Raw genomic sequence first — 23,437 nt, 5'->3', positions numbered from 1 at the left:
TCAGGAGGTCCCCACCCGCGCGTGTGCGGCGAGCAGGGACGCCGACGGCAGCGGGATGCCTGCCGTGTCCGGTAGGACCGGAACGGCCGGGACAGCGGTGGCGCCCGCAGTGGAGGCGTGGGGGAACTGCGGCTGTGGACCGGGCGCCGCGACCTCGGTGAACGGGATGCCACCGGGTGCCGTCGGCATCGCCCACCTGCCGCCCGGCGAGGGCGACTTGGCCAGAAGCGGGCAGGACGCGGCTGTCGCGAGCCCGGCCGGCACGGTGGTCCGCAGGGCGTTGCCGCGCAGACAGTTGTCCCGTCCCCGGGTGGCGGTGGGGAACGTCCAGCCGACGTCGACGCCGTTGCCGGTGAAGGCGTTGTCCACGATCTGGTTGCCGACCGGAGGCATGTCGGCGGTCGCGGTGATCACCAGCCCGGCGTTGCTGTTGTCGGCGATGCGGTTGCGGATGAACTGGTTGTCGCTGCCGCCGTCGATGCCGACGCCGGTGCCCCACCCGCCGTCGGCCTGCTCCGGGGTGGCCTTCTGCTGGTTGGCGGCGATCAGATTGCCCGCGATGACGGCGCCCCGCTGCGGGAGCAGCTTCTCCTGGTGGTCGGAGTCGGTGGTCAGGCCGACCCGGTTACCGACGAGACGGTTGCCGACCACGTACATGTCGCCACTGGCGTTGGTGCCTTCGTAGCCGACCGCGTTGAGTTCGGCGACGTTGTCGCGCACCACGATGTGACACGGCTTGCACTGCCCGACATAGATCCCCGAGTCGGCCCCGCCCGACGCGTACGAATGCTCGATGACACCGTTCTGCGCGGAGAACGCGTAGATGCCGTACAGGCCGTTGCGGGTCGCGGTCACATGCGAGACCAGGAACGACTTCAGGAAGGTGACGGGCTCATCGCCGGTGTCGTAGCCGCCGGAACGCCCCGGCAGCCCGCCGGCCGCCTTCGCCGAACCGGTGACCAGCACCCCGTTCTGCGTGTTGTTCTGCACGGTCAGGTTCTGCACGGCCACCCCGGGCGCCGCGACGACGACACCGTTCGGCTGCTGCAACCGCCCGTCGATGACGACCTTGTCCCGGGACGCGCCGCGAAGGGTGATGCGAGCCGTGCCGATCTTCACCGACTCGTGGTACACGCCCGGAGCGACCAGCACCAGGTCACCGGGCCGGGCCAACGACACCGCAGTCGAGATCGTCGGGGCATCGGCCGGGACGCGGATCGTCACCTGCGCACCGCTCGGACGCCGACCGCCGCCCGACCCACCCTCGACGCCGCCGCAGCCGACCACGAGCGTCAGCGTGCCCAGCACCGCGGCCACCATGCGAAGACCTGATCGAGGCATGATCCCAGTCTGGCACGACGCCCAATTCCACGCCAGAATAAGGAGGTTGACCGGCACGCACGATGCGGGTGTGGCACTCTGCACACCATGCACCGTGCCGATCAGCACCCGTCGCGCCGCACGTTCCTCGATGTCACCGGCGCCATGGTGGCCGCCGGTCTGACCGCCGGGTGCACCTCGGACTCCGCCCAGCCGGGCCGGCACGCCCCTTCCGCGGCGGCCACACCCATGCCGGTTCCGGCGACGGGCCGGCACCAGGCAGGCATCACGCTCCCGCAACCGGCCCAGCCCAACCTGCTCGCCGTGGTCGCCGACCTCGCCACCTCCGCGGCCGCCGGCCCGCTACTGGCCGAACTCGGCCAGGCCATCCGCACACTCGCCGCGGGGACCGACCCGCGACTGCTGGGCCTGCCGCCGGGCGACCTCACCGTCACCGTCGGCGTGGGCCCCCGGCTGGTGCGCACGGCCGGCGCCACACTGCCCGGCGCGGCCGACCTCCCGCAATTCTCCCGCGAACGGATCGCCCCACCGGCACGCGGCGGGGACCTGCTGATACAGATCTGCGCCAGCGACCCGCTGCTCCTGCCGGTCGTCGCCGCCGCGCTCCTGGACCGGGCCGGTGACCGCATTCACGAACGCTGGCGGCAGTCCGCACGCCGCGGTACGAACGCGCCGGTCGGCAACGGCCTCACCGCGCCACGGAACCCGCTCGGTTTCATCGACGGCATCGTGGGCCCGCACACGACCGCCGAACAACAACGCGACCTGTGGCTGGCCGGGCCCCCCGCGGTCGCCGGCGGCACCCTTGCCGTACTGCGGCGCATGGAACTCGACCTGCCGCGGTTCGCCGCGCTGTCCGTAGCCGAGCAGGAAGCGGTCTTCGGGCGGCGCCGCGCCACCGGCGTCCCCCTCTCCGGCGGGACCATCGCCACCAACCCCGAACTCGGCGCCAAGACACCGGACGGACGCTACCTCGTCCCCGCGGACGCCCACGTGCGCAGGGCGAACCCCACCGTGGTCGGCACCGGCCTCATGCTCCGCCGCTCCTACAGCACCGACGAGCCCGCCCCCGGCCTGCTCTTCATCAGCTTCCAGAACGACCTGCGGACCTTCACCGCCACCCTCACCCACATGGAAACCTCCGACGCGCTGCTGCCCTTCACCACCACAACCGCCAGCGCGACATTCCTGATCCTCCCCGGCTTCGACCGACAACACCCGCTAGGCTCAAGGCTGTTCGGCTGATCCGCGGTGCCCCGCCGCACCGCCCGGTGCGGGACGTCGTCGCGTGGCGCACCATCCCGCCGGACCTCGGCCAGGGACTGGACCACCACCCCCGCCTCCAGCCGCCCCACATGTACCTCGCCAACCGGAATTCCTTCGCCACCAAAGACGTGACCATCACCTTCAGCGAAGGCAGTGACGACGTGGCCGGCGTCGAGCCTGCGCGCTCCATCTGCCGCCTCATCAACTTCCCTCAAGAACGTGCACGTTTCGCACTACAGACTGGTGTCTCCGGCCAGGGCGAACTTCACCGACGAAGAAGAAGACCCACCTGGCGACCGACAACTGCCTGGGCGAGGTCGGCGTGGCGTGCCACAGTGAGGCGCTATGACGGCGGACACGACGAGCGCGGAGGCGGGCGAGGCCGAAGCGCTGGCGGCGGATGCTCTGCGCTGGCTGCTCCGGAACGCACGGGAGACCGAAGGCAAGCTTGGCGGCACTTCGGCGACGACCGGTACGGCGAGGCCGCCGTGCGCGCTGCTCGGAGCGTGTCCGCCGCCGTCGACGGCTGGGAAAGCGACTCCCTGTACTTCGGCCTGACCGGCTTGGCTCTCGCTCTACGGGATCATGGCCGACAACTGCTGGCATGCCGTGACCCGGTCCGGCCTGCCACGCCGCCTGCTCCCCGGATTCTGGGACAACAACGGACGGTGCTGCGGCACAGCCGGAGTCCTGGCGCTGGCCTGCGACGGCATCGCCGAGCAGGGCGACCGCCCCGACTTCACACGACTCCTCGTCACGGACCTCCTCGCCCGCGCCACCCGCGACGCTGATGGAGCGCGGTGGTCCAACATCGAACACCGAACCACCCCGAGTGCCCTTGCGCCAGACAGCAGTTGGGCGTCGGGTAACGCCGGCATCATTCGTGAGCTCCTGCGCTATGTACGAATCCGGCGGGGAGCCGCCGCGACGTATGCAGTCACCTGGCCGGACCAGCCACCACCGCACCGCGCGACCGGTAGCTCGTGCCTGAGCCATCGAGCAAGGCCCTAGGCTCGCTCGGCATGATCTTGCTGAGCGATCCGAGAGTGATCGAGATTCCGGTGGCGGACTGCGGCGAACCCCTTGCGGAGATCGCCACAGTGCCGGCCATCACGCTGGACCCGCGAGAGCGGGACGAGCTCGGGGCATACGGACGAGTCAGGGCCGGCGTGCTCCAACACCTGGGCTCGGCCTCCGACAGACTCCCCACGGGAATCAGGCTCCTGGTGATCGAGGGGCATCGCAGTCCGGCCGAGCAGGCCCGTCGGTTCGCACGGTACGAGGATCGCCTTCGCTGTTCGGGCATCAGCGACCCGGCGGAGCTTCGGCGTCAGGCCAGCGCTTTCGTCTCCCCGGTCGAGGTGGCCCCGCACTGCGCCGGCGCGGCGGTGGACCTGACGCTCGTCGACGCGGATGGCGCGGAACTGGACATGGGCGGCGCGGTGAACGGGCACCGCACGGGCGACGAAAGGTGGTGTCCCTTCGACGCTCCGGGTCTGTCGCCGACCGCGCGCGACAACCGCGACCTGCTGGCTCGGTGTCTGCGCGAGGAGGGCTTCGTCAACTACCCGAGCGAGTGGTGGCATTGGTCGTACGGGGACCGCTACTGGGCGCTCGTGACCGGTGCCCCCGCCGCCGTCTACGGACCGATCTGACTCCGGCCAGGCCACGTCCCCCGTGCAACGTTCAAGTCCCCTCGCATCGGACGCATGTACGTGGCCACATCCGGTTCTTGTCCATCTCACCGAGCGGGATCACCGGCGCGTTCGCCGACTGAGCTGCGTCCGCGTCTCGGCCCAGGAGGCTTCCGCTCGCCGGGGCTCGTCCGTGATGCGCGCGGGCGGTGCAGTCGCGGTCGTCTCACAGTCGCGGTCGTCTCACCGACATCGCCATGGCCGGTCGCCAGAGCCGATGGATAATGTCCCTTCACGGAAGCGATCATGGGATTGCAGGGCGAGGGGGACATGATGCTGGAGGAACTGATTCTGGCCGGGGGGACCACCGTGGTCGGGGCCATGGCCACGGACTCCTGGGCGGTTGCGCGTGGCGGGATCGCCAGGCTGTTCCGCCGTCGCGGGCAGGACCAGCAGTCGGCCATCGAGGCCCAACTGGACAACCACGTGGCCCTGATCGAGCGGGCCGGCGACACCGAGCGGGTGCGCCAGAGCCTGCTTCCCGTGTGGCTGCTGGAGCTGGAGTCGCTGCTGGACGAGTACCCGGACGCCGCCGGTGACCTTCAGGAGCTGATCGGCGAGATCCGGGACCGTCTGCCCGAGGACCAGCGGGCATGGGTCCAGAACAACGTCGCCAAAGACGGTGGTCAGGTCTTCGCCGTCCAGGGCGGCAACGTCATCGTGCACCAGACGGCACCCGGACGGAGGGACGGCAGCGGAGAGGCGCATTGAGCCGCATGGGTTCCGGGCCCGGGCAAGTCGTCCGCGTCGAGAACGGCTTCGGGTACGGCGTCATCGGTGCCGATCTGCACGTCTTTCCCGACCGGGGGCCGGTCTACCTGCTCTCCGAGTACGGTCCGTCTGCCGGCCCCGCGGGCCGGGACGCCGCGTGGCTGACCGCCCAGCCCAGCCGCCTGCTCAACGCCCGTTTCCAGGTCGTGGACTTCACCGGCCGCGACCGGGAGCGGGCCGGACTGGCCGCATGGCGGGACGGCGACGGTCCGCGCCTCGCGGCCACCTGGCTGCACGGCCCCGGCGGGCAGGGCAAGACCCGGCTGGCGGCCCGGTTCGCCGCCGACAGTGCCGCGGCGGGCTGGAAGGTCGTCACGGCCACCCATGGCTCCGGGACGGTCCGACCGAGCCCGGGAAGCCAGGACCTGCGCCTCGACGGTGCCGCCGGGCTGCTACTGGTCGTCGACTACGCCGACCGCTGGCCGCTCTCCCACCTGACCTGGCTGCTGAGCAACCAGCTGCTCCACCGTCCGCTGCCGACCCGGGTGTTGCTCCTGGGCCGGTCGGTCGCCCCCTGGCCCGCCGTGCGGGCCGCCCTTGAGGAGGCGGAGGCCGCGACGGGAGACCTGGCGCTGCCCCCGCTCGACGACCGGGGCGGCGAACTCGGCGTTCGGCGGGCCATGTTCCTCGTCGCCCGGGACTGCTTCGCGGCCCGGTACGGACTCGCCGACCCGTCCGTCATCGAACCGCCCGGCTCTCTGCACCGGCCGGACTTCGGGCTCGTCCTGGCGCTGCACATGGCCGCGCTGGTGGCGGTCGACGCCCACACCCGGGGCAGCCGGCCCCCGCAGGACATGGAGGGTCTGTCCGCGTACCTGCTCGACCGCGAACGCCGGCACTGGACCCAGCTCTACGAGAACCGCCTGGAGGGCCTGGACTACACGACCCCGCCCGGTGCCATGGGCCATGTGGTCTTCACCGCAGCCCTCACCGGAGCCACCACGTACGCGAACGGCACCGCACTGCTGAGCAGTCTCGGCCTGGAGCACCCCGGACGGCTGCTGGCCGACCACACCACGTGCTATCCGGCAGAGGAGTCCGGCGCCGTCCTGGAGCCGCTCTATCCCGACCGGCTCGCCGAGGACTTCCTCGCCCTGAGCCTCCCCGGGCACGAGGCCACCGGCTATCCCGCCGCGTCCTGGGCGGCGGACACCACCCGCACGCTCGTCGCCCGCGACGGGCAGGGCGCGCCGCCCGGGCACACCGCCCGCGTGCTGACCTTCCTGGCCTCGGCGGCGGCGCCGCACCGCTGGCCGCACGCGGTCCGGCACCTCGAAGCAGTGCTGCGCGCCGACCCGGCCCTGGCCCTCGCCGCGGGCGCCGCCGCGCTGAGCGCGCTCGCCGCCTGCGACCTCGACACCGCCGTGTTGGAGGCGATCGACGCGCACCTTCCCGGGCACGGCCAGGTGGACCTCGACGCCGGGATCGCGGCCTTCACCCAACGCCTCACCCGCCATCGGCTCGCCGCCACGGACGACCCCGCCCAACACGCCCGGCTGCACCAGAACCTCGGGTTCCGGATGATCCGGGCGGGACACCGGGAGGAGGCCATGGCGGCCACCGAACGGGCGGTCGACATCTTCCGGCAGTCGGCGGTCGCCGAACCTGCCGCGTACGAACCCGAACTCGCCGCAGCACTGGTCCAGTTGAGCGGATGCGCCGCCCAACTGGACCTCACCGACGCGAGCTGCCGGACGGCCGAGGAAGCGGTCGCCCTCTTCAGGCGACTGGCCGCCGCCGACCCCGAGGCCCATGAACCGGGCCTCGCGCTCTCCCTCGTCCAACTCGGTGAAATCATGACGGAGACGCGAAAGCAGCAGGAGGCCCTGGCTGCCGCCCAGCAGGCCGCGGGGATCTTCCACCGGCTGGCGGTGGACGATCCCGCGGTCTACGAACCGGGCCTGGCAGTGGCCCTGTCCAACGCGGCCGTCGCTTCCTTTCGACTGCGTCGCTGGACGGACGCCCGCACCGCCGCGGAGCGGGCCGTCGGGACCATCCGACGGCTGGTGGCCGCCGAGCCCGCGGCGCACCTGTCCGACCTCACCCGCTCCATGGCCGTGGACGAGTCCGACCTGGCGGTGTCCCTGGGCAATCTGGGGGTCTATCTGTGGGGCGCCCGCTGTCGCGAGGAGGCGCTGTCCGCTTTGAGGGAGGCGGCCGGGATCCACCGGAAGCTGGCCGCCGTCAACCCCACCGCCCATGAGCCGGAGTTGGCCGGAGTCCTCTCCACCCTCGGCTCCTACCTCTCGCGCAGCGGGCACCAGGAGGAAGCCCTGGCCGTCACCGGAGAGGCCAGGGACATCTATCAGCGGCTCGCGGCGGAACGTCCTGCCCGGTTCGAGGAACTGCTGCGCAAGGCACGCACGTCATACGAGGCCGTACGGAACCAGCAGACCCGCGAGGCCGACGGGGGACCCCGGTCCTGGACCATGGAGGAGCACTACGTGACCCTCCTCAACCAGGACGAGGTCTGGCAGGACGCCCAGGACCGCCGCCACCGCCTCGACGACATGGAGCCGCGGTACTGCGGCAATGTGCTGCGCTTCCTCCTCCGGCAGGCCGACGACATCTTCGCGACGCTGGTGGACGGGCTGGCCGCCTCCCCCGAAGCACTGGGCCGCTGGGAGGGCGAGGACGCCGGGGCGTGGCTCGCTCGGCAGCCGCTCGCGGTGGCACTGCGCCGTCGCTCCGAGGGCAAGCCCGCCCGGTCCGGGCTCTGCTACTGCGGATACGCGATCCAGCCCGGATGGAATCATGACCATTGCCACCCGGGCATCATCGTCGACTGACACACGCGGCCGGCCGGGCCGGCAAGGCAAGGGGGGAAACTCGTGGTGGAGACGGCCGAGTTCGGCCAGACGGTCGTGGAAGTCGTGCAGGAACGCTGGGGCGTCGCACTGCAGGGCACCGGGCTCACCGACCGCTTCACCGAACCGGGGTGGAGCTACGAGGAGGAGGTGCCCCGCACCTGCCCGGAGTGCGACGGGCGCATGTACGCACTCCGCAGGCCGTACGAGTCGGGCGGGCGGGTCTACCGCTACGTGGCCGTCGTCTGCCCGGTCTGCCCCGCGGCGTACACGCTCGCCGACCTCGGCGTGAAGACCTACGACAAGCTGTGGCCGCGGCCCACGGTGAAGAAGACCGCGGCCCCGCGGCTCAAGGTGACCGGACCGGCCCTCGTCGCCGGCGTCGAGGAGGCGCTCCTCGGCCCCTGCCCCGTGGAACCCGGTGTCACCCTCACCCCCTTCAGGGTCATCGCCGCTTCCACAGGACCGGCCTGGCCCGCGGACCTCCCGGTGCCGAGGGAGAGCGAGCAGCGCCGCCTGTGGTGGTGCAAGGTGACCGACCCGGCCTGGCGACCGCCCGAGCAGGCGGTCTCGGCGGCCGACGACGTCCGCGTCATCCTCCCCGAGGGCCCCGCCTTCGACGACCTGCGCGCGCACCTGGCAGCCCACGGCATACCGTTCCGCAGCGCCCGGCACTGGAGGGAGGGCGAACAGGTCGGCACCGTATCCGACCTCGGCGCCGCCACGGGGCTGGTGGCCCACCCGGTCCGCACGTTTTCCGCAAAGGGATCCCCGATGCCGCCCGCGCCCGTCGCGGGCCCCGGGGCCCATGCGGCCCGGGACGCGTTCGCGGCCCAGTGGGACGCCCTGGAGGACCTGCCGGCCGCCGACGACGTCCCGTACATACCGGTGACCGACCTCGTTCCCGAGGACTGGGCCGGCCTGCTGCCGTACCCCACCTTCAACCCCGCCCAGACCGACGCCGTTCCGGCGGTGATGGACAGCGACGACCACCTGATCGTCGTCGCCCCGACCGGAGCGGGCAAGACACCGATCGGCATGGTCGCCGCACTGTGGGCGCACGCCCGCGGCCGCAAGGCGGCCTGGCTCGTGCCTCAGCGGTCGCTGACCGACGAACTCGACCGCGACCTGGAGAACTGGCGACGTCACGGGCTGGAGGTGGTCCGGCTCACGGGCGAGTACGCCGTCGACACCCAGCTCATCCGCGAGGCCGACATCTGGGTCGCCACCACCGAGAAGTTCGAGGCGATCTGCCGGAACGGATCGCTCGGCGGCGCCCTCGCCGAGGTCGGCTGCCTGGTCGTCGACGAGATCCTTCCCCAAGCTCTTAATGAGCAGGGGAGACCCCATCGCTCGGCGATCCGGGGCGCGGCGCCGTGCTGGAAGCCGTCCTGACGCGGGTGCGCGAGGACAGCGCCCAGACCCACATCGTCGGACTCTCGGCGACGGTGGCCAACGCCGACCAGGTCGCCGCGTGGCTGGGGGCCCGGCTGATCCGCACCTCGTGGCGGCCCACCCGGCTGACCTGGCAGATCCCCATGCTCCCCGCGCTGCGCGACGGCGAACGATCCACGCAGGCCGTCACCGCCCGCACGGACGCGGCCGTGCAGTTGGCCCGGTCCTTCACCGACGAGGACGGCAGCGTGCTGGTCTTCTGCAGCAGCAAGCGCGGGGTGCGTGCGACGGCACTCGCCCTCGCCGCGGACCGGGGCGTGCCGACGCGGGGCGTCGACGCGGACGACACGGAACGCGTCGAGCGGCTGTGCACCAGCGCCGGCGTGGGGCTGCACTACCGCGACTGGCCGTTCAAACGCGAGACCGAACGCGCCTTCCGGGCCCGCGAGATCGACGTCCTGGTCGCGACCTCCACCGTGGCCGCCGGAGTGAACCTCCCTGCCCGCGCCGTCGTCGTGCGCGACGTCCGGCTGGGCCGGAACCGGATCGAAGTGTCCATGGTGCAGCAGATGTTCGGCCGCGCCGGGCGGGTCGGCGCGGGAGAACGGGAGGGCTGGGCCTTCCTGCTGGCGGACGAGACGGAACGCCCGGAGTGGCAGGCCCGGCTGACCGCCGGCTACACCGTGTGCTCCCGCATCGGTGACCGGCTGCCCAACCATCTCCTCGCCGAAGTGGTGCAGGGCCGCGTGGGCTCGATGAAGGAGGCCGAGGACTGGTGGACCGACACGTTCGCCTTCCACCAGGGGCACGACAGCGTCGAACCGCTCCATGACGCGGCGCTTCAGCTGGCGGAGGCGGGGTTCCTGCGCATCGCTCCCGGCCCCCAGGGCGCGGAATTCCTGGAGGCCACCGAACCGGGCATGCTGACCAGCCGCTTCATGGTCGACGCCGAGCTCGCGCACGAGCTGTCCGAAGCCGTGCGCGGGGTGCGGGTGCCTAAGGACCCCGACCATGCCGAGGCACTCCTGACCGAGCTGCTGAGCATCCAGCTCCCCGAACTGGCGGAAGCGGCCTTCAGCGACCGGGCGCGCGCCACGCTGCGGCGGGTGCTGCACCATCAGGGCCGCGCGGAGCGGCTGGAGCACGACCGGGGGCTGCCGGACAAGGACGAGGGCCTGTTGCCGGGCGAACTGGCCCACGCGGTACTGCTGTTGGTCGCCAGGAGGTCGGCTGCTGTGGATGTGCGGGCGGATGGCCACGCCGCAGCTCGCCACCCGGCTCGTCCCGCGCATGTGGCGTGCGGCGCGGGACCGGGGCGTCGGCGCCCCGGACTGGACGGGCACCACCCCACCGCGCGACAGCGCGCTCTCACCGGAGCGCTACCAGGCACTGCTGAAGCTGCGGGCCACCGGCGCCGCGTTCACCTCGCACCCCGGCTCCGTGCGCGTCGAGGCACCGCACGGTGCGGTGATCTGCCTGTGGGACGGCGCGACGACCGTCCGGTACACGGCGGACGGCCGGTCGGCCCGCCTGGAGTACCCGCCCGCGGCCCCCGACGACCCCTCGACGGGCCGACGGGGAGCAGCGGTCTTCACCCACGGTGACCGCTTCGCCGCCGGCTGGCTCGCGGCCTACAACGGGGTCGGGGTCGTGGCGGAATCCTGAAGGGCTCAATAGGGATGGGGCGGCAGGTTCGGATTCGCCTGCTGCACGCGTGAGATGTCGCCGTATCTGCGCCAGATGTAGTTGATCGCCGCCGAGATGTTCGCCACGGGATCGTAGATGTGCTCGGAGGTCCCTTCCTGGTGGTTCTCCGCGAAGGTCTCGGCGGTCACCTGCGCATACCCGCGAGAACAGTTGAACCGCGCGCCATCCACCTGGACCGGACCCTTCGCATTGACGTCGGCCGTGTTCACCGCGTTCGCATTGAAGGACGACTCCCGGAACATCAGGGTCAGAAGATTCGCGCGGTTCTTCACCCCGGTCACCCAGGTCGGCGGTGCACCGGTCATTTCGCAGGCCGTCACCGCGAATCCCTGTGCCGTGGCCTCGCTCTTGGGGACGTTGGTGTTCTTCACGAAGCGGACCACGTCCGTGGCGATCGCCCCCGGATGCCGGCAGGCCACCTCGAATCCCGCCTGGTGACCGAGCTTCGTCAGGGAGGCGCACCCGGGGAATCCGTCGGCCTGCTTGTCCGTGAAACCGAGTTTGCGCTGCCAGGCGGCGTACGCGGCCCTGGTCTGGTCGTCGAAGACTCCGGTGGCCCCCTGCGGAATGCTGAACCCCGCCGCGATCAGGGCATCTTGAGTGGACCGCACATCATCGTTGTGCTTGCTGAACCGGACATTGGAGAGCGCAACCATCGTGCCTCCTCGACGGATCTCACCGGCCTGTCGGCCGGCAGCGGAACGTCAGGCGAGGTGGGGCACCCGCAGTCGGTCCCAACTGGGCTTTCCCGGAGTGCCGTCCGCATCCCGGCCCGAGAGTCCGAGTTTCTGCTGCCATGCGGCATAGGACTTCACATCGTCGACCTCCCAGACGTCGATGACATCGCCGGGCCGGTACCGGTCGCAGTCCTCGGCGACCAGACGGCGGTGCATCGCGGCGATGACCGGTGATTTCTGACCGGTGTGGAAGAAGGCCGCGCCGGGGAACGGCTCGGCGGGCGCCATCCGCGCCGCGAACACCGGCCAGGACCCGGGATCCACATGGTCGTTCTCGGGTACGTGGGCGTGCGCGTACCAGCCACCCTGGGACTTCCACACGCGCGCGGAGCGGTGGGAGGTGAAATCGGTGGGCTGACCCATGGGCCAGGTGTCCGGGACGTCCCAGGAACGCACCCAGTCGTTGAGTTCCTGCCAGCCGTGGCACGGGGTGTCGGCCAGCGCGGCGAACACCTTGCCCTTGACCCGGCAGAACGGGAAGAACAGCGCCTCGATCTGAATGACGACCTCGCCGGCGCGGTTGGTCCGCGTGCCGCCGGGAAGGTCGCGCAGCGCCTTGCTCCGGGACGTCGCGGGGAAGAACTGGGCGAAGGTGCCGGCGAACGGATCCCACAGAATGTGGGGCGCCTTCCCCTTCCCGTCGTGGGTGAAGAGTTTCTGGAGATCTGCGAAAGGCACCAGGTCTGCCGGTGCCGCCGCGGTGGCCGTGCGGTCCGCCGTGATGTGCGCGATGGCCTTCGGCGGAAATGCCGGATCGCACGGGGCGTGGTCGTCGAGATCCGCCTTGATGGCCTGCGGCATCCAAATATCGGCCATGGTCCGACTCCTGCTGTCGTGCCCCAGGAGAGGAGAGAGGACATTGCGAAGGCCCGACCGACCGATACCTCCACAGCCCCGTTCCTCGTGCCGCGAAGAGCAGCACGCGGAAATGTCGCTGGGGCGTGGGATGTGTGGGTGTGCACTTCAAGTCTCTGCCCGAAGGCGCGCTCGGGCCACTGCTGGGACGGACGAGGCGGTCGCCTCCTCGGCCACAGCCCTACTTGCCAGTTGAACCAATGTCTTCGGAGGCGGCACCGGGCAGGCCGGGCCCGGAACGGCCACCAGTAGCCTGCCGGGATGACGCATTCCGCACACCCGCAGACGCAGATCCTGGTACGCGGCGAGCATGTTCGCGCCGCCGTCGCGCACTGCGTCGCCACCCTCTCCGGTGCCCCCGCCCCCCAATGGCACGCGGCCGCCGGCCAACTGGAGTGGACGTGTTGGGAGACCCTGGAACATCTCGCGGACGACCTGCTCACCTATGCGCTGCGCTTCGGTCTCGCGCACCCGAGCGGCGTGCCACGCGTACCTCTGCGCATCTCCACCGGTCGCCCCCAGGGGCCCGCCAACGTCATCTTCTGCGACGAGACGGCGGGGCCGGAGGGCCTGCTGACCGTCGTCGAGGCATGCGGGGGGCTGCTCGCGACCGTCGTGGACAGCACCGATCCCACCGTGCTGGCCCCCCACGTCTTCGGCGCCTCCGACCCGGAGGGGTTCGCGGCCATGGGCGTCGTCGAAACCCTCGTCCACACCCATGACATCGCTCGGGGGCTTCAGCGCGACGGGTCCCCGCCGGAGGACCTGAGCAGCCGCGTCCTCACCCGGCTCTTCCCCGACGTGCCCCTCGTGGACGGCGCCTCGGCCACGCTCCTGTGGGCCACCGGACGCCTCGAAACCCCCGCTCGTCCCCGTCGGAAGGACTGGCGCTGGTACGGAGCACCGCGCAGGCACCAGTGACCGGCGTGCGGTGACTGCGGATCTCGTCAGTGGATGTCGTGGTCGGGGTGCGTCCGGTCGTAGGCGTGCCGTGCTTCGGCGATGGCGGCACGGTGCGCCAGCGACCAGTCGGCGAGTGCCTTGACCAGGTGGGTCAGGCCGGCTCCGGTCTCGGTGAGGCGGTAGTCGACCTGGGCTGGGACGGTCGGGTACACGGTGCGCAGCACGAGGCCGTCGCGTTCGAGTCTGCGGACGGTGAGGGTGAGCATGCGCTGGGAGATGCCGTCGATGGCGCGTTGGAGTGCGCGGAACCGACGCGGCCCGCCCGCGAGCTCGACGATCACCAGCACCGACCACTTGTCGCCGATGCGGTCCAGGACGTCGCGGATCCCGCAGTCGGGGTGGTCCTCGCGTCCGCAGGGGTCGAGGTCGGCGGGGGTGGTTACCCCGGTGTGCGTGGGTGACATCAAACTGCCTTCTTGTGGCCGGTGGGCGTCCGATCGAGGATCAAGCGTAGTTACCGATGAGAACCACGACGGAAGACTGCGATGGACATGATGTTGGTGACGGGAGCGAACGGGAGCCTCGGCTCGGCCACCCTGGCGGCGCTGCGCGCCCGCGGCGTCGCCGCGACGGGCGGCAGTCGCACGCCGGACGAGGGGATGCGGCGCCTGGACTTCGACGACCGCACGAGCCTCGATCTCGCCGGGGTGTCGACCCTGGTGCTGATCTCCGCCGGATACGCCGAGGACGACCAGGTCGTCGGGCGGCACGCGGCGGTGCTGGACGCCGCCGTCCGCGACGGCGTCGGCCACGTCGTCTACACGAGCCTGACCACGGCCGGCGACCACCTCGGTTTCGCGCCGGCGCACCGGGTCACCGAACGCCTCGTCCAGGCGAGCGGACTGCCGTGGACGATCCTCCGCAACGGCCTGTATGCCGAACTCTTCGGCACCCTGCTGACGTGGGCCGACGACGGTGTGGAGTCCGCCTTCGGGGACGGTGCGCTGGCGGCGGTCGCGCGGGAGGATCTCGCCGAGGCCGCGGCGATCGTCGCGGCCGATCCCGCCGGACACCGCGGGCGCGTCCACGACCTCGTCGGCACGCCGATCACGGCGGGTCAGGTGGCCGACCGGCTGGGGGTTGTGCACCGCACCATCGGCCTGGGCGAGTACCGGCGCAGACTCCTCGACGAGACGCCGGGGCTCCTGCCGTTCCAACCGCCCATGCTCGCCTCGATCGCCACCGGCATCCGACACGGCTTCCTGGACGGCACCAGCCCCGACCTCGCCGACCTTCTCGGCCGCCCGGCCCGCGACCCACTGACCACGGCCGTTGCGGCCGCCTCCAGCACCCGGCCGGCAGCAGGCCGCTGAGAGCGGACGAGTCCCGCCCGCGGCCGGGGATCAGGGCGTCGCCGTGGCCGTCCGCCACCACGCCTCATCGGTGCTGTGTCCGCCCTCCGTCACTGCGATGGCCCGCACCGACCGGCAGAACCGTCCGACCGCGGTGAGGATGAGCGGGACAAACAGGGGGGAAGCGAAAGGATCTGATCATGTTCCGTTCGATTGCCACGGTACTGGCCGCTACTGCCGTCACCGGTTTCCTGAGCGCCGGTATAGCCAGCGCCGCCCCCGACCACTCGCAGGCCCTCGCGGCCGTCACCCAGCAGGCGCAGGGCGGTGACCACGGCGGCGGCCACGGCGGCCACGGCGGTTGCCACAGCCGCGACGGCGGCGTCGGTGTCGGCGGCGTCGGCAGCCCGGACGTCGGCGTCGGCGTCGGTGGCGTCGATGCCTGCGCCGATGTCGGTGTCGGCGGCCTCGGCCGCAACGGCAACGAAGGCGTCGGCGTCGGCGGTATGTGACGCTCTCGCTGCTGCTCCCTCCCGGCACCCGTCTCGTACGGGGGCCGGGATGCGGCGTTCGACGGCAGGCGCACGGCGACTCCCCGTGGCCGCCCGCCTCATCAGGCACCTCCTCATACGGGCGGAGGTCCGAGACGCTGAACGGAAGCCGCCACGGGGCGCGCAACCGTGAGACCCACGCCCGTCGCCGAGGCGCGTGGCCACCGATCCCCGACAGGCCCTGACGCAAGTCCAGCAGGGGCAGGGGGCAGGGCAGCAGGGGTAACGCCGCCTTCATGGATCACTCCTCGGGTGACTCCGCACGGTGCGAAGTTGCTCACTCCGCGTCGCAACCCAAGCTGAGGAGTTCGACAAATGGACTCCCCGAGCCCTGAGGCTCAACCGTGCTCCATGAAGCATCCGCATGCCGTTTCACCAGCAGTTTTGTCGCACCCGCGCGCGAATTTCGATGTGCGGGCGGGGTCGGCGGCTTGGGGAGGGTGGTGTGGTGTTGGGCTGCGTGGGGGGCGGAGGGCGGGCGACCGTCGCGATCACCGAAGGGCCCCGAGGGGCCCCGTTCCGGTGTGCGCCTTGGTGGCCCGGATGCGAGCCGCCGAGCTGTGCTAAGGTCGTCGAGTTGCAGTTGTGGTACCCATGAACCTATGTGCGCCTGACGGGAATGCTTCTCCTTCAGGCGCATTAATTGTTTTCCGGCATCTCCGGATGGGGCCTCTGCCTACAGAAGGAGAAGTTCATGGCACAGGGAATCGTGAAGTGGTTCAACGCCGAAAAGGGTTTCGGCTTCATCGCGCAGGACGGCGGCGGCCCCGACGTCTTCGCGCACTACTCGAACATCCAGTCCCAGGGCTTCCGTGAGCTCCAGGAAGGCCAGCGGGTCTCCTTCGACGTCACGCAGGGCCAGAAGGGCCCGCAGGCGGAGAACATCATCCCCGCCTGATTGCCGGACGCGTATCCGCTCACCGGGGTCCGCACCGTCATGGTGCGGACCCCGGTTTGTGCTGTTTCCAGGAAGGCAGAACACTGCATGTCCCGCAGGCCCCAGAAGTCGAACCGGCGTGCCTCGTCATCCCCACAGTCCGCTTCGTCACCGCGTGATTTCCGGCTGCCGGAAAGCACCACACCCGCTTTGCCCGCCGTCGAGGACTTCGCCGGTCTGGACATGCCTGCGGGGCTGCTGAAGACCCTCGCCGCGCAAGGCGTGACCACCCCGTTCCCCATCCAGGCCGCCACCCTGCCCAACTCGCTCGCCGGCCGCGACCTGCTGGGACGGGGACGCACCGGCTCCGGCAAGACCCTCGCGTTCGGGCTGGCGCTGCTGGGCCGCACGGCCGGACTGCGTGCGGAGCCCAAGGCACCCCTCGCCCTCGTGCTGGTGCCCACCCGCGAACTCGCCCAGCAGGTGACGGACGCGCTGACCCCCTACGCGACGGCGGTGAACCTCCGGCTGGCCACCGTGGTCGGCGGGCTGTCCATCACCAAGCAGGCCGGGGTGCTCCGGCGCGGCGCCGAAGTGCTCGTGGCGACGCCCGGCAGGCTCAACGACCTCGTGGAACGCGGGGACTGCGTGCTCGGCGACGTACGCATCACGGTGCTGGACGAAGCCGACCAGATGACCGACATGGGCTTCCTGCCGCAGATCACCAAGCTGATCCAGCAGGTACGGCCCGACGGACAGCGCATGCTCTTCTCGGCCACCCTGGACCGCAACATCGACCGCCTGGTGCAGCGGTTCCTGACCGACCCCGTGGTGCACTCCGTGGACCCGTCCGCGGGGGCGGTGACCACCATGGAGCACCACGTGCTCCACGTCCAGGACGAGACCGACAAGAAGGCCGTCACCACGCGCATCGCGGCCCGCGACGGCCGGGTCATCCTCTTCCTCGACACCAAGCGGTCCGCCGACCGGCTCGCCAAGCGGCTCCTGGCCGTCGGTGTCCGCGCGGCGGCACTGCACGGGGGCCGCTCCCAGCCGCAGCGGAACCGCACCCTGGAGCAGTTCAAGAACGGCCAGGTCACCGCGCTGGTGGCGACGAACGTCGCGGCCCGTGGCATACACGTCGACGACCTCGACCTCGTCGTGAACGTCGACCCCCCGACCGATCACAAGGACTACCTGCACCGGGGCGGTCGCACGGCCCGCGCAGGCGGTTCCGGCAGCGTGGTCACGCTGGTGCTGCCCGAGCAGAAGCGGGACATGACCCGGCTCATGTCGGACGCAGGGATCCGGCCCCGGACAGCCCGCATCAAGTCGGGCGACGCGGAACTGGCCACCATCACCGGGGCCCGCGAGCCTTCCGGCGTGGCCGTCACCATCGAGGTGCCCCAGCCGGCGACGGCGTCCGACCCGGACCGGAAGGCCGGTGCCAAGCCCGGTCGGCGATCCGGCCGCCGGCGCCGCAGCGGCGGCGGCGGCGAGGCCAAGGCGGCGACAGGTACTGCCACCAGGACGGAGAGCCGGGGATCGGATCGCCGGGCAGCGGCCGGGGCGACGGCGTCCGGTGGCTCCTCGGCGACCGGTGGGCGCGGTGCTGCCCGCCGGTCGGGATCCGGGCGGGCCACGGGCGGTGCCGTCGGCGCGGGCGGCCGGAGCTCCGACCGCCGGTCCGCGCCCGGTGCGACGACCGGCGCGGCCTCCGGCAAGGCTGCTCGCGGAACCGGCCGACGGGCGGGTTCCGGTGGGGCCACGGGCGGTGCTGCCGGGACCGGTGGCCGCGGCTCCGACCGTCGAGGCGGTCGTCGTACCTCTGCCACCTGAGTCGCATCAGGCAGCAGCGTTGGCCCCGGTGGCGACTTCCCGTCGGCGTTCGTCCTGAGCGTGATCGTGCCGACAGGCGGGGTGGCGGCGGATGGTGCGGAGAGCGGTTGTCGCAGACGCTCGCGATCCTCACCTCCGTCGGGGGAGAGGGGTGAGGTCGCCCGGCGGTGAGGTCGGGGCCCGTGGTCGGGGTCCTTGTGCCTGCCGCTGCGTCGGCCCACCGCCGGCCCGGGTGGGGCGTGAGGGCCGGTGTTCTTCGGCTGCTCACGCCGGTGTTAGTCGCCAAGAGCTCTGCCCAAGCCGGTGCCAAGGCGGGCGTTGCGGGCAGGCGGTCGGGCGGTTCGCACGCCGGTACGGCGAAGACGTCGTCCCCGGTGCGTACCGAGCGCCTGGTGGACGGCAGCAAGGCCGAGATCTACGACCTCGGTTCCCAGCGCTATCGTGCCAAGATCATCAGTCGTGGTTCGGTGGTCGCCACGCTGGAGACGAAGGGGCAGGAGGCCGACGCCGGGCTCGACGCCAATGACATGTTCGTCGTGCTCACGATGGGTGGCGAGATTCATTCCTGGATGGGCGGTGGACACCGGGGACCGGGCACCTTCAAGCTCGCGGGTGGATGGACGGCCGAGGTGACGAAGGTCGGCGAGTTGCGGTACCGCGCGCAGATCATCGGCCACGACGGCTCGGTGGACGCCACGTTGGAGACGAAGCAGCACGACGTCGGGCTCGACGCCAACGGTGTGTACATCGTGCTCAGCGCCGGCGGCGTGATCAGCGCCCATGGGTAAACGCCCGCCCGGCTGTGTGGTGGGGCCGACTCCGGTGGCTCCACCGCCGAGACCGCCACGGCAGTGAGACGTGGGCTGGATCGCCTCATATACCCCTGGAGAAGGGTGAGTTGAGACGGCCTGGACAGGTCCTAGTCGGCGCGGCCCGTCGCCGCCACCGTCACGCCCAGGCCGATCATCGCCAGGCCGCCCGCCCCGCCGACCTTCGACAGGCGGCGGTCCGAGCGGGCGAACCAGGAACGGGCCGCCGAGGCGCCCAGTCCCCACAGGGTGTCCGTGATCAGGCCGATGGCGACCGGGATCAGTCCCAACTCCATCATCTGGAGCGGGACTTGACCGGCCGAGTGGTTCACGAACTGCGGGAGCACCGCCGCGAAGAAGACGATGCCCTTGGGGTTGGTGGCGCCCACGAGAGCACCGTCCAGGATCGTGCGCAGATCGCCGCGCCGCTCGCCCCTCGGTGCCTCCATGTCCGCCGCGCGCATCTCCTTGCGGTGTCGGAACGCCTGCACACCCAGGTAGACGAGGTACGCCGCACCGGCCAGTTTCACGCCGGTGAACACTGCCGCCGAGGTCTCCACCAGTGCGCCGAGGCCCCATGCCACGGCGATCACCAGGACGTAGGAGCCGATCAGGTTGCCGAGGACCGTCGCGAGCGCCGTGCGCCGGCCGTGCGCGAGGGCCCGGCCGATCACGAACAGCACGCTCGGCCCCGGAATCACGATCACCAGCAGCGACATCGCCGCGAATGCCAGCAGGCTCTCTGTGGACACCATGTCTGCGTCACCCCTCCGTATTGCCGTCCGGTGGGCATCCAAACAGACGATGAGCCGCTCGTTCCAGGCCCTGTCCACCCCCTGGTCCGCCGGAGCGGCCCTGGTCAGCCCGCGAGGCGCTCCGCGGCCCGCTGGCCCCGCCGGTGGTGGAGGAACAGCCCACGGCCGCCGGGCAGATCGAGGCGGCCGTCGCGCTCACCGTGCTGTACGAACCGGTGCTGCTCAGCCTGCGCAGACCGGCGCACCTCCAGGAGGCGGCCCGGCGGTTCAGGAGCCGCCAGGTTCTGTCCGACGGATCATGCGGATGCCCGTAGCCGTAGCCGTAGGCGGATCGTCGCGGCGGCGGTGACGGTGCCGTCGACCCGAAGCGTGCAGACGGATCCCGTCACGGGATGTCGGTCCGCGGACGGAATGTCGACGGTCGGAGCCTGGTCGAGGTCTGTTGCCGGACCTGCCTCGACCAGGCAGGCGGGTCAGTCGGGTCAGTCGTCGATCGCCTGGTAGAGCGTGGTCCAGAAGTCGTGGATGACCCGCGCCGAATCCGGGGTGGACATCCCGGTCTGGGTGAGCAGGATGCCGACGAGTTGGTTGTGCGGGTCGGCGTAGGTCGTGGTGCCGCTTCCGCCGTCCCAGCCGAACTGGCCGATGGGCGCGAAGTCACCACGGTAGGTGCGCACCGCCATGCCGAAGCCCCAACCGCCGTGCTGCCCCAGGCCGTATGACAGATGGACGAGGTTGCGGGCCACGGCTTCTCGGGCGGCCAGCTGCTCGGACGGGAGGCGGTTGGTGGTCATCAGTTCCACGGAGGGCCGGGACAGGATCCGTTGGGTCCCGTGCATCCCGTGGTTGAGCAGCATCCGGAAGTAGGCGTGGTAGTCGTCGACGGTCGAGTCGAGTCCACCGCCGCCCGACGGGAACGCCGGAGGCCGGCTGTGGTGTCCGCCTTCGGCCTCGTCCTCCACGAGGAACTCTCCGGTCTGCGGATCGGGGGCGTACAGGGGCGGCAGTCGGTCGATCTTGTGCGCGGGCACGTGGAAACCGGTGTCCTTCATCCCCAGCGGACTGAAGATGCGTTCGCGCAGGAACGTCTCGAACGGCTGGCCGGTGACCCTGGCGACGAGCACCCCGAGCACGTCGTCGCTGACGTTGTACAGCCACCGCTCTCCGGGCTGGTGCATCAGCGGCAGCGTGCCCAGGCGCCGCATCCACTCATCCGGCTCCGGTGCCGGCAACAGCCATCCGTCCTCCTGGCCGTAAACCCCCTGCTCGAAGAATGCGCCCATCATCGGAGAGGTCCGCGCCGTCATGTCCAGTCCGAGCCCGCAGGTGGAGCCGAGCAGGTCCCGCACGGTGATCGGACGCCGCGCCGGCACGGTGTCGTCCAGCGGGCCGTCGGGCCGCTTGAGCACCCGCCGGTCGGCGAGCTCGGGCAGCCACCGGTCTATCGGGTCGTCGAGTCGCAGCCGGCACTCGTCCAGCAGGACCATCGTCGCCGCGACCGCGACCGGCTTGGTCGTCGAGGCCATACGGAAGATCGTGTCCCGGCGCATCGGTGCGCCACCGTCGTGGCGCATCGTCCCGAGCGTTTCGACGTGTGTTTCCTCGCCCCGACTGACGAGGGCGACCAGCCCGGGAATCTTCCCGGAATCGACAGGGCCCGCAAGCACTTCGCGCATTCTGCGCAGCCCTGCCTCGGAGAAGCCGTTGGTGCCTTTTCCCATGATGAATCTCCAGTGTTCGATACACGCGGTGTTCGCTCTGCAAGACCCGTCCCGGCGTGGCGCTCAGGGCAGCCGTGAGCGACGCACGAGGGTCAGGGGTGAGCGCGGCGTGGCCCCGTTCGCAGCCCCGAGGGCGCAATCGCCCGAAGTGTTCATGGCATGCGCCATCGCCAGCCGCGCTGATACCGGCTGCCGCGGTCGTGGTGCCGCGGTCGTGGTGCCGCGGTCTTGGTGTCGCCGTCTTGATGCCGACGCTGACGCGCGCTGTCAGGCCGTCCGGTCTTCTTCGTACCGCCGCCACCGCCGCTTGGGGCCGATCACCTTTGCGAGAAAGCCGCCCTTTTGACGTCGGACATGGTCATCTGCCTTCTTTGCGAAGCTGTTCGAGCCGTTCCGTGAGAAAGCTCCAGGTCCCCCAGAACTCTTCGAGATATTCCCGCCCTTGAGCGTTGAGGGAGTACACCTTGCGCGGCGGCCCCTTCTCGGACGGGACCTTCTCCACGTCGACCAATCCGCGCCGCTCGATCCTGACCAGCAGGGCGTAGACGGTGCCCTCGGCGATGTCGGCGAAGCCCTGATCCCGCAGCCACGCCGTGATCTCGTAGCCGTACGCGGACCGGCCGGACAGGGTCGCCAGGACGATGCCCTCCAGCGTCCCCTTGAGCATCTCCGTCAACTGCTTGCTCATGGAGCACCCCCTTCGGCTACTCGGTAGTGCCGAGTACCGGTACACAGTAACACTGACTACCGGTGTCTGGTGCCACTGAAGACGGCGACACCCGCCGCGCCTTGACCTCGGCCGTCGACCGCGTCATCTGTTGTCACATTCGTGGAGTTGGCGGTGTCTTCATGGCGAACGGTCGGACGAGCAAGGAGACAAGGAGAACGCCATGGCGCTACGAATTCCCAAGGCTGAGCTTCCGCTTGAGGTCAGGGAGAACATGGTCAAGCAGCTCGGTGCGGTGCCTGAGAACGTCGAGGTGACGTGGCACAGCCCCAAGGTGGCGCAGGACAACCTGGAGTTCGGTGGCAAGGTGGGCGCGTGGGACGCGGCCGACGCGAGCCTGAAGTCGTTCGCGCACATGGCCGTCGCGGCGCTGGTCGGCTGCGGTTGGTGCCTGGACGTCGGCTACTTCCAGGCGCAGAACGCGAAGTTGGACCTGACCAAGGCGAGCCAGGTCCCGCGGTGGCGCGGGTCTGAGGTGTTCACGCCGCTGGAGCGGGACGTGTTGGAGTACGCCGAGGCCATGACGAGCACCCCGCCGACCGTGACCGACGCGATGTACGCGAGCCTGCTCGACCGGCTCGGTCCGCCGGCGATGGTCGAACTCACCACGTTCATCGCCTATGTCAACCTGGCGACCAGGGTCAACGTGGCGAACGGGGTCGAGTCGCAGGGGTTCTCCGATGCCTGCGAGATTCCGCTCGCCGCGCGTCCCGGGGGCTCCGGAGCAGCGTCGACGGCATGAGTGGGGACCCTCCCCCAGAGGGGCCCCCAGTCACCCATCGCAGCCTGCTGTTCACGGTCGCCTACGAGATGCTCGGGTCGGCGGCCGATGCGGAGGACGTGGTCCGGACGTTGTCGCGCCGCCGCGAGGACTATGTGGGGGAGTGGCTGCCCGAACCGCTGCTGACCAGCCCCGATGTCGCCGAGGACGTCGAGCTCGCGGAGAGTGTCTCCATCGCGATGCTGACCGTGTTGGAAACGCTCGGGCCGGCGGAGCGGGCGGTGTTCGTGCTCCGCGAGGTCTTCGCGATGTCCTACGGTGAGATCGCCGAGGCGGTGGCCTGGAACTGTTCCTGGCCGCCTTGCGCACCGGGCAGTTGCAGGAGCTGATGGAGGTCATGGCTCCGGACGTGGTCCTGATCGCCGACGGAGGCGGATTGGCGGCCGCCGCGCCGGCTCCGGTCCACGGGGTCGAACTGGTGGCGACCCTGCTCGCGGGCATGGACCGGGCCGTGTTCGAGGCGGGGTCGGTGTTCCCGGGTGGGTGGTGGGTGCCACTCGCCCGGAGCGGCACAGGGGGCGCTGGCTTGCGACGGGCGGTGTCAAGTCG

19 protein-coding genes and 2 pseudogenes are annotated in these 23,437 nt (G+C 70.8%); 14 read left to right on the top strand and 7 right to left on the bottom strand.

All coding sequences use genetic code 11. From position 1 onward, the window contains the following. A complete protein-coding gene (locus tag MOV08_RS09605) occupies positions 1 to 1,341 on the bottom strand; it encodes a right-handed parallel beta-helix repeat-containing protein (protein WP_275307038.1) in 1,341 nt (446 codons plus the stop codon). 87 nt (positions 1,342 to 1,428) lie between these two features. On the opposite strand from MOV08_RS09605, the gene MOV08_RS09600 reads away from it, so the two are divergent. The 6 genes from MOV08_RS09600 (at position 1,429) to MOV08_RS09575 (ending at position 10,878) form a co-directional block, all read left to right on the top strand. After that, positions 1,429 to 2,586, top strand: a complete 1,158-nt coding sequence (locus MOV08_RS09600) for a Dyp-type peroxidase (RefSeq protein WP_275307037.1) — start codon at positions 1,429 to 1,431, stop codon at positions 2,584 to 2,586. 1,043 nt (positions 2,587 to 3,629) lie between these two features. Beyond that, the gene (locus tag MOV08_RS09595) at positions 3,630 to 4,262 is read left to right on the top strand and encodes a M15 family metallopeptidase (RefSeq protein ID WP_275307036.1); all 633 of its coding nucleotides are present in this window, start codon (positions 3,630 to 3,632) and stop codon (positions 4,260 to 4,262) included. A gap of 285 nt (positions 4,263 to 4,547) precedes the next feature. Continuing rightward, entirely contained in the window at positions 4,548 to 5,012 is a 465-nt protein-coding gene (locus tag MOV08_RS09590; RefSeq protein WP_052286632.1) for a hypothetical protein, read from the top strand. A 5-nt stretch (positions 5,013 to 5,017) separates the two neighbouring features. Further along, positions 5,018 to 7,861, top strand: coding sequence for a hypothetical protein (locus tag MOV08_RS09585; RefSeq protein WP_275307035.1), 2,844 nt, complete (start codon positions 5,018 to 5,020; stop codon positions 7,859 to 7,861). Positions 7,862 to 7,903: 42 nt separating this feature from the next. Further along, positions 7,904 to 9,274 carry a DEAD/DEAH box helicase gene (locus MOV08_RS09580; protein WP_275307033.1) on the top strand — a complete coding sequence of 457 codons (1,371 nt, stop codon included), beginning with the start codon at positions 7,904 to 7,906 and terminating at the stop codon, positions 9,272 to 9,274. Then, positions 9,256 to 10,878: a helicase-related protein gene (locus MOV08_RS09575; RefSeq protein WP_275307032.1), complete on the top strand. Its 1,623-nt coding sequence runs from the start codon at positions 9,256 to 9,258 to the stop codon at positions 10,876 to 10,878. Before MOV08_RS09580 ends, MOV08_RS09575 begins: the two co-directional genes overlap by 19 nt. 66 nt (positions 10,879 to 10,944) lie before the next feature. On the opposite strand, the gene MOV08_RS09570 is transcribed toward MOV08_RS09575, so the two are convergent. Together MOV08_RS09570 and MOV08_RS09565 are read right to left on the bottom strand one after the other, a co-directional pair. Continuing rightward, a complete protein-coding gene (locus MOV08_RS09570; RefSeq protein WP_275307030.1) occupies positions 10,945 to 11,637 on the bottom strand; it encodes a transglycosylase SLT domain-containing protein in 693 nt (230 codons plus the stop codon). A gap of 48 nt (positions 11,638 to 11,685) precedes the next feature. Continuing rightward, the gene (locus tag MOV08_RS09565) at positions 11,686 to 12,534 is read right to left on the bottom strand and encodes a peptidoglycan-binding protein (RefSeq protein WP_275307028.1); all 849 of its coding nucleotides are present in this window, start codon (positions 12,532 to 12,534) and stop codon (positions 11,686 to 11,688) included. 300 nt (positions 12,535 to 12,834) lie between these two features. On the opposite strand from MOV08_RS09565, the gene MOV08_RS09560 reads away from it, so the two are divergent. Further along, on the top strand, positions 12,835 to 13,494 hold the full coding sequence (locus MOV08_RS09560) for a maleylpyruvate isomerase N-terminal domain-containing protein (protein ID WP_275307026.1): 660 nt from the start codon (positions 12,835 to 12,837) through the stop codon (positions 13,492 to 13,494). A 26-nt stretch (positions 13,495 to 13,520) separates the two neighbouring features. Here the strand turns inward: MOV08_RS09560 and MOV08_RS09555 are convergent, their stop codons facing one another. Further along, positions 13,521 to 13,940 carry a winged helix-turn-helix transcriptional regulator gene (locus MOV08_RS09555; protein ID WP_275307024.1) on the bottom strand — a complete coding sequence of 140 codons (420 nt, stop codon included), beginning with the start codon at positions 13,938 to 13,940 and terminating at the stop codon, positions 13,521 to 13,523. An 87-nt stretch (positions 13,941 to 14,027) separates the two neighbouring features. Here MOV08_RS09555 and MOV08_RS09550 point away from each other — a divergent pair, with 87 nt between their 5' ends. The 5 genes and pseudogenes from MOV08_RS09550 to MOV08_RS09530 form a co-directional block, all read left to right on the top strand. After that, positions 14,028 to 14,849, top strand: coding sequence for an NAD(P)H-binding protein (locus tag MOV08_RS09550; RefSeq protein ID WP_275311739.1), 822 nt, complete (start codon positions 14,028 to 14,030; stop codon positions 14,847 to 14,849). Positions 14,850 to 15,028: 179 nt separating this feature from the next. Next, a complete protein-coding gene (locus MOV08_RS09545; protein ID WP_039631045.1) occupies positions 15,029 to 15,340 on the top strand; it encodes a hypothetical protein in 312 nt (103 codons plus the stop codon). Between the two features lie 733 nt (positions 15,341 to 16,073). Further along, on the top strand, positions 16,074 to 16,277 hold the full coding sequence (locus tag MOV08_RS09540) for a cold-shock protein (protein ID WP_039631043.1): 204 nt from the start codon (positions 16,074 to 16,076) through the stop codon (positions 16,275 to 16,277). An 87-nt stretch (positions 16,278 to 16,364) separates the two neighbouring features. Then, positions 16,365 to 18,095, top strand: a complete 1,731-nt coding sequence (locus MOV08_RS09535) for a DEAD/DEAH box helicase (RefSeq protein WP_039631041.1) — start codon at positions 16,365 to 16,367, stop codon at positions 18,093 to 18,095. Between the two features lie 365 nt (positions 18,096 to 18,460). Beyond that, positions 18,461 to 18,883: pseudogene (locus tag MOV08_RS09530) on the top strand (hypothetical protein); the annotation flags it as partial. Between the two features lie 131 nt (positions 18,884 to 19,014). Here the strand turns inward: MOV08_RS09530 and MOV08_RS09525 are convergent. From MOV08_RS09525 to MOV08_RS09510, 3 genes are all read right to left on the bottom strand, one after another. Next, positions 19,015 to 19,659 (bottom strand): LysE family translocator, encoded by a 645-nt coding sequence (locus MOV08_RS09525; RefSeq protein ID WP_275307020.1) that lies wholly within the window; start codon positions 19,657 to 19,659, stop codon positions 19,015 to 19,017. Between the two features lie 482 nt (positions 19,660 to 20,141). Continuing rightward, positions 20,142 to 21,380 carry a serine hydrolase domain-containing protein gene (locus tag MOV08_RS09515; RefSeq protein WP_275307018.1) on the bottom strand — a complete coding sequence of 413 codons (1,239 nt, stop codon included), beginning with the start codon at positions 21,378 to 21,380 and terminating at the stop codon, positions 20,142 to 20,144. 358 nt (positions 21,381 to 21,738) lie between these two features. Next, on the bottom strand, positions 21,739 to 22,068 hold the full coding sequence (locus MOV08_RS09510) for a PadR family transcriptional regulator (protein WP_275307017.1): 330 nt from the start codon (positions 22,066 to 22,068) through the stop codon (positions 21,739 to 21,741). A gap of 202 nt (positions 22,069 to 22,270) precedes the next feature. Between MOV08_RS09510 and MOV08_RS09505 the strand changes: the two genes are divergently transcribed. Next, positions 22,271 to 22,849: a carboxymuconolactone decarboxylase family protein gene (locus MOV08_RS09505; protein WP_275307015.1), complete on the top strand. Its 579-nt coding sequence runs from the start codon at positions 22,271 to 22,273 to the stop codon at positions 22,847 to 22,849. Then, positions 22,846 to 23,372, top strand: a pseudogene (locus MOV08_RS09500) (sigma factor-like helix-turn-helix DNA-binding protein); the annotation flags it as partial. The gene MOV08_RS09505 and the pseudogene MOV08_RS09500, both read left to right, overlap by 4 nt. Between the last annotated feature and the right edge of the window lie 65 nt (positions 23,373 to 23,437).

Origin of the sequence: Streptomyces yunnanensis, assembly GCF_029011865.1 — a bacterium.
Classification (GTDB): Bacteria; Actinomycetota; Actinomycetes; order Streptomycetales; family Streptomycetaceae; genus Streptomyces; species Streptomyces yunnanensis.
Note: the sequence above shows the minus strand (reverse complement) of the source record. Positions and strands in the feature narration are given on the sequence as shown.